At 50.2% G+C, this 11748-nt stretch carries 7 protein-coding genes; all 7 read left to right on the top strand.

The genetic code is table 11. The features are described from left to right. Positions 1–1011: 1011 nt before the first annotated feature. The 7 genes from BIND_RS13905 to BIND_RS13935 all read left to right on the top strand — a co-directional run bounded on the left by BIND_RS13905 (position 1012) and on the right by BIND_RS13935 (position 11725). Positions 1012–3405, top strand: a complete 2394-nt coding sequence (locus tag BIND_RS13905; protein WP_012385679.1) for a galactose oxidase-like domain-containing protein — start codon at positions 1012–1014, stop codon at positions 3403–3405. A gap of 289 nt (positions 3406–3694) precedes the next feature. After that, positions 3695–4897 carry a glycosyltransferase family 4 protein gene (locus tag BIND_RS13910; RefSeq protein ID WP_012385680.1) on the top strand — a complete coding sequence of 401 codons (1203 nt, stop codon included), beginning with the start codon at positions 3695–3697 and terminating at the stop codon, positions 4895–4897. After that, on the top strand, positions 4884–5930 hold the full coding sequence (locus tag BIND_RS13915; RefSeq protein WP_012385681.1) for a glycosyltransferase family 2 protein: 1047 nt from the start codon (positions 4884–4886) through the stop codon (positions 5928–5930). Before BIND_RS13910 ends, BIND_RS13915 begins: the two co-directional genes overlap by 14 nt. Beyond that, entirely contained in the window at positions 5927–7240 is a 1314-nt protein-coding gene (locus tag BIND_RS13920) for a cellulase family glycosylhydrolase (RefSeq protein ID WP_012385682.1), read from the top strand. Before BIND_RS13915 ends, BIND_RS13920 begins: the two co-directional genes overlap by 4 nt. After that, positions 7237–8700: an O-antigen ligase family protein gene (locus tag BIND_RS13925; RefSeq protein WP_012385683.1), complete on the top strand. Its 1464-nt coding sequence runs from the start codon at positions 7237–7239 to the stop codon at positions 8698–8700. Before BIND_RS13920 ends, BIND_RS13925 begins: the two co-directional genes overlap by 4 nt. A 129-nt stretch (positions 8701–8829) precedes the next feature. After that, positions 8830–9414: a hypothetical protein gene (locus tag BIND_RS13930; RefSeq protein ID WP_012385684.1), complete on the top strand. Its 585-nt coding sequence runs from the start codon at positions 8830–8832 to the stop codon at positions 9412–9414. Between the two features lie 64 nt (positions 9415–9478). Beyond that, positions 9479–11725 carry a Wzz/FepE/Etk N-terminal domain-containing protein gene (locus tag BIND_RS13935; protein ID WP_012385685.1) on the top strand — a complete coding sequence of 749 codons (2247 nt, stop codon included), beginning with the start codon at positions 9479–9481 and terminating at the stop codon, positions 11723–11725. Positions 11726–11748 lie beyond the last annotated feature (23 nt).

The raw sequence follows: 11748 nt of genomic DNA on the forward strand, positions 1-11748 counted from the left end.
TCCCCTGCTATTGCTGTCTTCACCATCTCTCTCTTATGGTGTCTCTATCTGTCGTCAGAATATGCTCGAGCAGGCACAAAACACCAGCTATGACTACGAGAACCCCATGGAGACATCCATTTTTGCTCATCGAGCTGATAAATTCACACCGACTCACGATTACACCGACAGAAGCAATTCAAAGTCATCTCATATGTTCCCGGGTCATTCCACACCTGAAATCTTCTGAGTGTTATTTCGATCGCCTACAGCCCCCTGATTTGCGCTTCACCGAAGAGATATCAAATGGTTGGAGAAGTGAACTAACCCAGTAGTTTAGCTTAGTTTGCACCGAAATGGACAAAGTGAAATTTTAGGGCGCGGATCACCGATATTCAGATGGCTTGAAACCCATTGATGCAACTTCTCAATGCGTCCTTACCAAGCATCTCACATTCAATCTATGGCACTTTTGTAGAAGACCATATGACATTTACATAAAATCCAAAGACGTTTTATAATTTAGCCTGAGTTGCCACGTTATAGCTATCTAAATATTCTGTTGACACATAGCATGACGTATTTTACCCTTCCCATAATAGGGTATACGCGCTCATGTTTTAGAGCACATACGATATATTCTCTCATTCAAAATCATGACTTTCGACAGAACGCTCAATATTACTCTTAGAATGACACACACGAATATATTAAACTAATTATTTCAGTCACTTGACCAGCAATATGCCACCCTGCTCGGTAGTCCGTGATTAGCTATTACGGTATTAACATACCGCAGGTCATATTTTGCTTATCTATCAAGAGATAAGCATTTTATTAATGCAGCATCAAATCTGCGCCTCATTTTGTCAGCGTACAGTATGATGATTTTAGCGTTCTCTCATAGCGAAACGCAGCAATTACAGCATTTTACATTATATTTCTCATATATCGCAGTCATACTGCACGATATCATTTGATATTTACGTTTCTGACAACATTCGATTTTAACAACGCTATTAAGGGGCCGTCATGCGTCTTATTAATACGTTTTTACAATCAGCTTCTTACCGTTGGGCAACACTCGGAGTCTTCACAAAGGTACCTATCTACATTGGTGGTATCATCGTCATCGGCCTCGCCGGTTCACTGCCGGTGGTTGCACTTTTCAACAATGAGTGGTTCACCCAGGAAAAAAGCAAGTCGGCCCCTGTGGACTTGGGTTACGGCCCCAACGCACCGGTGGGGACCGCGAGACCAAATCTCAAGCTCGGCGACGTCCCGGCAATTCCGCAATCTCGAGCTGCTGCCCCCGCAGCCAATGGAGCTAACCAGACAGTCAATGCCGCTGTTCCAGCAGGCGGAAATCAGGTTGGCTTTTTTGGCCCTGTCTTTTCTTGGCCGATCATACCCCTTCACGTCGCCCTCTTACCCGACGGTCGGGTCTTGAGTTACGGCACCGACCAAAACGGCAATCAAGGTGGCCAGTTCGTCTATGACGTTTGGGATCCCACACTTGGAAATGGCACTGCCGCACATACTATCCTGACAAATACCACGGCCACTGACCTCTTCTGCAGTACAGCATCCCTGCTTGGGACAAGTGGCAAAATGTTGATCGCTGGCGGCGATCTGACCGTGAACGGCGTGCGAAACTACTCGAACAATAATGTCGAAGTCTTTACGCCGGCACAGAATAGTCTGACATCCGCAGGACAGATGATCTATCCGCGTTGGTATCCCACCACGGTCACTTTGCCCACCAGCGATAAACTGATTCTCGGTGGACTCCTTTCGCCGACCGCCGGGGGAGAGCCAACGCCTGAACTCTTCAGCGTGGCGTCCTCGACCTGGACCGCGCTGAATGGAATTACAATAACCACACCCAGCAACACCAATGAATGGTATTATCCGAGAGCCTTCGTCGGTGCTGATAATACGACATATTTTTTATCGCAAGCCGGCAATATTTTTAGGCTTACGACGGCCGGCGCGGGGACCATGCAGGATACAGGAGCACTGCTCAATGGGGGGACCAATGATTATCCGACAGTGATGTCGCTTGATAAGAACGGCAACCCTTTCAGTATATTGGCCGTACGCAATAATAAAGTTGTTCAGGCCGTCGATATTTCCCAAAATCCGCCAGTGGTCAGCACAGTCGGTTCGCTCAATTACGTGCGCGACATGGGGAACCTGACATTGCTCGCCGATGGAAGCATCCTCGCCTCAGGCGGTTCCGCCACCTTTAATGATCTCAACAGCGCCGTCTATCAAACGGAGCTTTATAATAGGCTGACCGGAACCTGGACGCTTGGTGCCACCGCTGCCACCCCTCGTCTTTATCATTCGGCAACCCTGCTTTTGCCTGATGGGTCGGTGCTGACGGGAGGCGGTGGAGCTCCCGGTCCGATAAGCGAGCTCAATGCGGAAATTTACTATCCCCCTTATCTCTACGCAAAAGACGGTTCCGGGAACCCGGCCACCCGCCCGACTATCGCTGCCGCCCCTGCAACACTCAGTTTGAACCAGACTTTCACGATGCAAGTGGGAGCGGGTGATACGATCAGCGCAGTCAATCTTATCCGCGTGGGATTTAATACGCATGCATACGATCCAGAGCAGCGATTAATCCCGATCCCGTTCACCCAAAATGGTGCCTACGTCACGGGAATGTTGAACGCGGCCCCGTCATTAGCTCCTCCGGGCTATTATATGCTTTTTGTCTTGAACTCAAACGGTGTGCCTGCAATAGCGCCAATTATTCCAGTCCTGCAGACCAACCTTCCTGACGTCGTTGTCACGTCCCTCTCATACGCCAGCAGTACCTTCACCGCTGTCGTGACGAACCAGGGCGCGGCTGCAACACCTGCGGGCGTGGTGATCGGTGTCGGATATTCCGTCGATGGGGCATGGGCCACCTGGGGAGCGGTCGATGGACCTCTGGCCGCCGGTGCTTCGGTCACTGTCGGAACCAATGGCAATCTCTACACTATCCCCAACGGCACCCATACGATCACCGCAAATGTCAATGACATTGGACGCTTTGCTGAATCAGACATAACAAATAATAAGGACTCTCAGACGATTACCGTTGGTGGCAATGCCTTGCCCGATGTCGTTGTCACCTCGTTCTCATATGCCAACGGCGCTTTCACGGCCGTCGTGAAAAACCAAGGCGTCGCTGCAACACCTGCCGGTGTGGTGATCGGTGTCGGATATTCCGTTGATGGGGCATGGGCCACCTGGGGAGCCGCCGATGGACCGCTGGCCGCTGGCGCCTCAGCCACCATCGGAACCAACGGCAACCTCTACACTATCCCCGCTGGAACACATACGATTACCGCAAACGTCAATGACGTTGGACGCTTTGCGGAATCCAATATGGCCAATAATACGACTTCGCAAATGATTGTCGTGCCATGAAAGCGGTGGTCGCAGGCCAGCCTGCGACCACCGCCACACCCGTCATTGAATGATACAAGGGATTAAATAAGGCAACCCTTGGCTTCTGTTTAGAGTCTTTGTGTTTTTAGAAAGCTTGATGACTGTTCAAGAAGAGTTTGCAGATCATTTCTCGCGATTGTCAGTATTATAAAAAACTTACAAGGAATGGATTATCTGGCTCAAGCTTCCTGGCCGCGTATCACCATGCCTTATAATTAATTTATATCCTCCGAAAAGCAATAATCTCAGAGGATTAGGAGGAATTACTATGCACATTTGCCATATCATCGAAGCAGCCGGAGGTGGATCCGGCCAAGTTGTTGTCGATCTGGCCCGCGAAGGGCTCGCAGTAGGCGACGATATAACGGTAATCTATGCAGCGAACCGGGCAACTCCCTCTTTTCTCGGGGCTTTATCGTCGATGCCGGGGCTAAAGCTGGTCGAGACGTCGATGCGACGTGAAGTTGGTGTTCACGATTTCACAGATGCTTGGCGCCTCTATCGTCGCCTGCACCAGATGAGGCCGCTTGATGTCATCCACGGGCATAGCTCAAAGGCGGGCGCATTGGCGCGTATATCTGGGTTGTTTTTCCCAAAAGCGCTCAAAGTTTATACGCCACACGCTTTCGTCACCATGTCCCCGGAAGGGGGGCGCTTCTATGGCTTTATTGAAAAAATACTCAGTCGATGCTGCGATGCAATTATCGCAGTCTCTGAGTTCGAAAAGGAACATGCGCTAAAGCATATTGGAATTGACAAAGCGAAAGTCGCTGTCGTTTTGAACGGCGTAAAGTCGGACGGCTTTTCCGGTCGCTTAGTTGCCCGACGAGAGCTCGGCTATCAGGATAATGAGTTTGTGCTTGGCTATGTCGGACGGTTGTGGCCACAAAAGAATCCTTTGCGCCTGATCGAGGCTTTCGCTCATGCGCACTTTCTTACTCAACGGCAGGGCCTGGATTTGAGACTCGCCATTGTGGGCGATGGACCATTGCGGGCGGTGATCGAAAAGACGATTATCGAGCGTGGATTAACAGGTTCTGTGCGATGTTTTGGCGACAAAAATAGCCGTGATATTATCGCGGGATTTGATGGTCTCCTCTGTTCCAGCGACTACGAGGGGTTTCCGATTGTGTTTTTGGAAGCGTTGGCTTCCGCTGTGCCTATTGTTACAACACCTGTGGGCGGCGCACGAGAAGCCGTTGTAGAAGGGCAAACAGGTTTTATCGCAGACGGCTTTTCCGCCGCAAGTCTAGCGCTTGCCTTGCTAAAACTAATCGTCCTTGATCCTAAAGAGAGAATGCTCATGACGGAGCAAATCCGTGAGCACGCTCAACTGTTCAGAATAGAAGCGATCGCCGCGCAAACACGCATTCTTTACCAGCGTTTTGCCGCAGGCAAGGAGAAACGTAATAAAAAACAACTGATCCTAGAAAGCGACATAAAAGGGGACCGCTTCGATGTTGCATCCTGATCTGAAGCGGATCGACGCACATTGTGTTCCCGAGGATAAAGGCGAAGTGCGGCTCTTTGCTGTTGTGCGGAACGAAAGCCTCCGGTTACCCTATTTTTTTGATTATTATCGGCGCCTGGGCGTCAAGCGTTTTTTTGTTGTCGACAATGATTCCGCAGATGGGACGCTTGATTTCCTTTTGGCTCAGCCAGACTGCTGCGTCTTTTACACGGCACGATCTTTCGCTGTCGCAAACTTTGGTATGGACTGGATCAACTCTCTTTCAGATAGATATGGCAACGGACACTGGATTATTTTTGCCGACGCCGATGAAATTCTCGTCTACCCGGGTTGCGAAAAGTCCGATTTGCCAGACCTTTGCGCGTGGCTTGATCGCCGGGGATATCAGGGTATTTTTGCCTTGCTACTTGATATGTACAACCCCGGGCCGTTCCATAAGGTCAAGTACAAGAGCGGCGAGAATTTTCTCAATGCAGCTAACTACTTTGACCGGGATTATTATTTCGTCCGCCGCCTGGGCTTACCGTTTCTGAAACCAGCCTTTCCGCCGATCGAACCGATCGGCGGACCTCGTTTACGCCTGTGCTTTCCCCGGCAAAACACACCCAAACTATGGCCACGCCTACGAGTGAAGCTCATACGGCGACTATCGCATTTCGCATTTCGCCTTGGCCTGGTGCGGAAAGTTGGCGGTGAAAATTCTGCGCCACAGGCTTTCAAGATGCCCCTGATCAAGTGGAAGCGCGGCTATGCCTATATCAACAACCACCGTCTCAACCCAGTCCGGCTCGCGCCAGTGACAGGAGCGATGCTCCATTTCAAGTATTTTCAGGATTTCAGCGCTCGGGTTCATGACGCAATCAAAAGAGAGATACATTTCGACGGTAGCGCTGAATATAAACGCTATAACGAATTGCTATCCAAAAACCCAGATCTCTCATTTAGTTATGAAGGCAGCACGGAATATAAAAACAGCACTGATCTCGTTCGGTTGCGTCTCATCAATAGCGATTTCGAATGGGAGAACCGATGAAACGCTCGACCGGTCTTCTATGCTTTACCCTCTTCCTGGCCATTCCTTGCCAAAGCGCTTTCCCTGTTGCAACGGAAACGAACTGGCTTAAAGATCAGTCTATCGGGAAGAGTTTTGGCGTACAAATCAAGGAATGGAATACGAAGCCCGAGGAGCTCGATGAAATCAAGGCCAGCGGCTTTGGTCTTTTACGGTACGGCATTGCATGGCGTAATGTCGAAAATGAATCTGGATCCTATATATGGACACAATACGATCGATTCATTGAACAGGTTCGCGCCCGGCATTTACGCTCCATCATCATTCTCTATGGTGGCCATCCCGACTATTCCGGCGAAATAGACGCGCCCCATGACGCCACAAATTTGAATCATGTCCAAACTCTCATCAGGGCACCTACGGATAAGAGAGCTGTACAGGCCTTTGCCCGCTTTGCCGCCGCTGCCGCGCAGCGCTATAGAGGTGATGACATTATTTGGGAGATCTGGAACGAGCCGGACTTGAACTACTTCTGGCCACCCAAGACTGATCCCAATGCCTATGCCAAGCTTGCCGTCGCAACGTGCCAGTCAATTCGCGACGTTGCACCAAATACGAAGATTATCGGGCCGGCTGCCGCCGGCATGCCTAGTTTACAGGACTGGCTTGGGCTGGGATTGATAGCAACTGTGTTGCGTTCACCCGCCAGTTCGTGTTTCGACGCTATCAGTGTTCATTCCTACCGTATGGAGCCAAACAAGGCACCCAAATCACCTGAGAGCGTGATGAAGGATAATACGTCAGCACTCGCCTTTATTGCAGAGCACACACGCAAAGGCCAGCATCCATTGCCGTTGATCTGTTCCGAATGGGGCTTTAGTTCCATTGAAGTGACCCCAGAACAGCAGGCCGATTATGTTATGCGTATGCATCTTTCAAACCTGCTAAGCGGCGTTCCTGTCACAATCTGGTACGAATGGCGCGATTCCATGCAGGGGGAGACCGATAGTGAAGCGCATTACGGCTTGATTGATTATGTCGGCAAAGACAAGCCAGCCATAAAGGCAGTGAGAGCCATTCTGCCTCTCATCCACGACGACGTCATTGAGCGCCGTATAGTGGTGATGGATCCGCGCGATTATGTCCTTCGTCTGCGCCATCCTGACGGCAAACATGCATTGTTATTCTGGAGCACTCGCCCAGCTTCGGAAGCAAGCTCATTACTCGCATTGGAGCAGGACAAAAGCATACCGATGGCATCGGCACCTCAACTCATCGAAACAGAAGAAAATGCTCCGCAAGTCACGGTTAAGAACGTAGAGGGGCCATGACAAGAATATTGTTTTTTCTCGGCATGATGACCATACCCTTCAGCGGAATTGTCGGCCTCCGCTTTCTGGGAGAGGTTCAACATGAATTATCAACGTATTTTTTCTTAGCCGCTATCGGTAGCAACGTATTTTTCTTCATCGCATCGTCCCGAATTCTTGCGGCGGAAGGGCGAGAAATCCCCTCGATGAAGCTTCTTACTGTTATCCTATTCTGGACGACGTGCCTCATCGTTATGTCTTTTCTGATGAATGCGGGTCCTATTCTGACGAACGTCTTTAATGGCCGGCATGCCATCGAAAAGTTCGTTTCTGCGTTTTTTCTTATATTATATAGTTTTATGCTGGCTTACCTGACTTTCTTCATTGCAGGACGTGCGTGGAAGCAGGTGATTTGCAAGCCGATTGCAATCAGCGTCTATCTTTGTCTTGCATTTTCAACTTTTGAGCTTCTCTCCCGCCATATGGGTGTGGCAACGGGTGTATATGCTTTTCTCGACAGAATCGTGCATGGGGGCTTAAATCCCACGGCCTATGCGAATGGATGGGATCCCCGCCTCCGCTCTCTAGCTTTCGAACCACCCGCTTTCGGTCTTTATGCCGGGTTCGCATGGCCTTGGCTGATTGCAGGCTGGGTCGGCAGCCAGGGACGGGCTTTTGTTGGTTATGCTATCGCTTTTGCATCTTTGACAGCATTAACGCTTTTGTCAGGCAACCGCACAGGCCTCATATTGATGATGGGCAGCGCTTTTGTGCTCGCCGTGCTCCGTTACGGTTACTTACCACCCCATTCGCGCAAGGCTCAAAAAAACATAAGCCTTGTCCTTACATTCTGTTTAACATGCCTGGTGGTAGCGGTCGTTATTTTCTATACGGCCAACCTGCAGCGTTATGAAGCCGCTGTTATTACGGGATCTTCCGTATCAGATCTTTCCCGCCTCGCCAGCATTGAGGCCGCCTTTAACATGTCTTTCGGCAGCCCGCTTTTTGGTATTGGATTCGGCGAATATGCCTTTCATTTAAGTGACTCTCTACCACGCTGGGGATATTTGAGTCCCGAAATTCAAACATATCTGGAAGACCCAAAATCTTGGCCCGCAGCCTATTCCATATTCGCGCGTCTCGCCGCCGAACTCGGCCTGGTAGGGCTTATCATGTGGATAATCTTATGGATTTTGTTGGCGAGAAGTGTTCTCATCGCCAGCCTGAATTATCAAAAGACAACAGGTCTGATTCCTTCCGTAGCTCATCCGCTCATCGCAAGTTGCTTTTGCATATTATTGTCTGGCTTTACCACGGACTCACTCAGAAATCCTATGATATGGGTCACGCTCGGCTTGTGTTGTCGCTATCTTGTCGAAGTGCGATCCTATACGACGACTCTACGCCAATACGGTCATTTTTACGCACACAAAATGCCATTTGGGGTGAATTATTATATCCCCAGCGAACGTCAGATTTAAGCGATTTGGCTGTTACCGCCAGCTGGAATGACAAACACCGGCTCCTATATCAACACTCACGGCACCGGATTTAATTGTAGACATCCAATGGAAGAGCTGGATTGCTTCCAGCCAGAGGGGAGAACTCTCATGACGTTGGCTGATGTATGTTTTAGAGCTTCGCTTTATACGGTCTGTGGTTTCATCGCATGTTCAAATGCCTGCGCCGCATGCAAGCCGGAAGCTCTGCAGCTAACCCCCGCAATGATTGACGAATTCCTGCGGAAACCGGAAATTCTCCTTCAACGTTACGCGAGCAGCAAACGTGGAACGCAGGACCTGAGCGTCTCAATAAGCCAATATGCCGCCGAGGTTCCCACTGGGGCTCAAGCTATAAAATCAATCTTACCGGGCGCAACCCTTCAGCAGCGAGAGGCCATCGGCAAAGGTCTCTATAGGGCAGTCGCTTTCTGCGAGGCCGTCGATCCGGCCATCGCGATTCGAATTAAGAACGTCGTCAAATCGATAGGAGACAACGTTGTCACGCATGCCTATCTGTTTGCGGAAAGTTTGTCCGATCCGCCCATCGATAACTCCCCTCCTCAATCATTGACCAAGCGTACATCGGCCCAACCTCCCGTGCGAGAACGAGGATTGATTGGAGAGCCATCTCTCACAGATCCTGGAAGCCTCAAACTTGCCGACCCATTCAGACCCATAGATGCTTGGAAGTGACAAACGTATCCTCGATCATTCTTTAAATGTATTTTTTCATTCTCTAGTGACAGGTAACGCGACAATGCGCCCTCTCAACGACAATTCTCTTCTTCAATCGGCGAGCCCGTTTCCTTCCAGCGACCATGCCACATTTGGCATTTCAGAAATTCTCGGGACTTTGCGCCGACGGTGGCAGTGGGTTGCAGTCGGAGGTCTGCTTGGGCTAACGCTGACGCTGTTCTATATAGGACTTACAACTCCACTTTATACAAGCACCGCTCGCATTCTCATCGATACGAGAATGAACCAGAACTTGCAAACGCAGAAGCTTGCCGAAGTAACCCCTGTTGATACATCGCTGGTGGATAGTCAAGTCCGCGTCCTTTCATCGGAAAGCATCGCTCTTCCGGTCATCAAGGCGATGAACTTAACTGAGGATCCTGAATTCGGCGAGTCAACGATACAGGCTCTTATAGCCAACGTAAGGCGAATTCTCGGTTTGAAGGAAGACAGTACGGTCGACGCCAACACCATCATTGAACGAACTACTGTAGAAAATTTTCTTAAACGTCTTAATCCTAAGCGTGACGAACTGAGCTATATTATCGATGTCGGTTTTTCGTCAAAAGATCCAAACAAAGCGGCTAAAATAGCCAATGCCGTCGCCGAGACCTATTTGGCAGCTAATTTAGAGGCAAAGAATAAATCGACCAAAATGGCCAGTATATGGCTTCAAGACCGCTTGATCGAGCTTAAGAGGCAAGCGACTGATGCTGACAAGGCATTACAACTTTATAAATCGGCCAACAATATTGTAGACACAGGCAGAGGCTTGTTAACTCAGCAGCAATTATCAGATCTTAATACGCAATTGATTAGCGCCCGGACTGCGACTGCGGAAGCCAAAGCTCGGATAGACCGTATCCGGCAAATCAACACTGATGGCATTCCTGATTCAACAGTTACAGACGCCCTGAACAATCCGGTCATTACTAGGCTTCGCGCACAATATCTCGACGCCTCTGAGCGGGCAGCCGATCTCACTTCTCGGGTTGGCGAAAAGCACGTCTCGGTGACCAAGCTTCACGCACAAATGGACGAGTTGGTTAAATCGATCCGAAATGAGGAACGGCGAATTGCGGATGCTTATGCAAGCGATTATGAAATCGCCAAGGCAAGAGAGAAATCTCTCACCGATAGCATGGTCCGTTTAGTCGAGGAGGCCGGGGCAAGCAATCAAGCTCAGGTGACGATGCGTGATCTCGAAAGTTCGGCGGAAGCCTATCGCAATCTTTACGATAGTTTCCTGCAGAAATTTCAGGAGACAGTGCAGACACAAACTATCCCGGTCACTGACTCCCGTGTCATTACAAAGGCCACTCCTCCTTTACATAGTAGCGCCTCAAAAAGCCCATTGATCATTGCCGGTGGACTTGTGCTTGGGCTGCTCGGGGGAGCCGCCGGAGCCATAGCGAGAGAATTGAGCCTCGATGTGTTTAGAACACCCAAAGAAGTTGAACAAATCACTGGTGTACGTTGCCTAGGTATTTTGCCGACCGTGTCGTTGAATAGCACTCGGCGACCGGTGTTTCCCAATAGTCTTAAATCGCGATACACCGTTCGAAACAACGCAGAAAGCTTAGAGGAGTTTGTGCTCGACGCGCCTCACACGCGTTTCACAGAAACACTCCGAAATCTTAAAGTGTTTATCAATACCGAACAAGCTTCGCGCGAAGTCAAGGTCATCGGCGTGGTTTCTTCCGTTGCAAAAGAGGGCAAGACGATCGTTGCAGCTAATTTAGGAGCACTCGTTGCTGCATCGGGCGCTCGGACACTCCTGATCGATGGTGACTTCCATCACCGATCGCTAACCGCCAGGCTGACACCTAGCGCCCGTGTGGGGGTGATCGAAGCTCTTAACGATCCGTCTCGGCTTGCTTCCCTCGTCCATCATCGGCGGCGCTCGCATCTCGATATCCTACCATGCGTGGTCGAGAAACGCGTTTTGAATGCCGCTGAATTGCTCGGCTCGCCACAGATGGCAAAGCTGTTGGTCGCCGCTCGCAAGGTCTACAAATATATTATTATTGAGCTTCCGCCCATAGCGTCAGTCGTAGATGCCAAAGTGATAGAGCGTCTGATCGACAGTTTTGTGTTTGTCGTCGAGTGGGGGCAGACCAAGAAAAGCCTTGTTCTGGAAGCCCTTTCTGACTCGCACACCATTCGCGGACGTCTCACTGGCATTCTCCTCAACAAGGCCGACCCCGTAGCATTGCGGAGCCTCGAAGCCTACAAGGGCAATGCCTACACAACTTACTATGAAGGGTGACAGTGCCAGGCGATGACAGAGTA

Source organism: Beijerinckia indica subsp. indica ATCC 9039 (genome assembly GCF_000019845.1).
Lineage (GTDB): Bacteria > Pseudomonadota > Alphaproteobacteria > Rhizobiales > Beijerinckiaceae > Beijerinckia > Beijerinckia indica.

Coding starts and splice junctions, on each gene's coding strand:
- BIND_RS13905 (WP_012385679.1), top strand. CDS start 1,012: ATGCGTCTTATTAATACGTTTTTACAATCAGCTTCTTACCGTTGGGCA.
- BIND_RS13910 (WP_012385680.1), top strand. CDS start 3,695: ATGCACATTTGCCATATCATCGAAGCAGCCGGAGGTGGATCCGGCCAA.
- BIND_RS13915 (WP_012385681.1), top strand. CDS start 4,884: ATGTTGCATCCTGATCTGAAGCGGATCGACGCACATTGTGTTCCCGAG.
- BIND_RS13920 (WP_012385682.1), top strand. CDS start 5,927: ATGAAACGCTCGACCGGTCTTCTATGCTTTACCCTCTTCCTGGCCATT.
- BIND_RS13925 (WP_012385683.1), top strand. CDS start 7,237: ATGACAAGAATATTGTTTTTTCTCGGCATGATGACCATACCCTTCAGC.
- BIND_RS13930 (WP_012385684.1), top strand. CDS start 8,830: ATGACGTTGGCTGATGTATGTTTTAGAGCTTCGCTTTATACGGTCTGT.
- BIND_RS13935 (WP_012385685.1), top strand. CDS start 9,479: ATGCGCCCTCTCAACGACAATTCTCTTCTTCAATCGGCGAGCCCGTTT.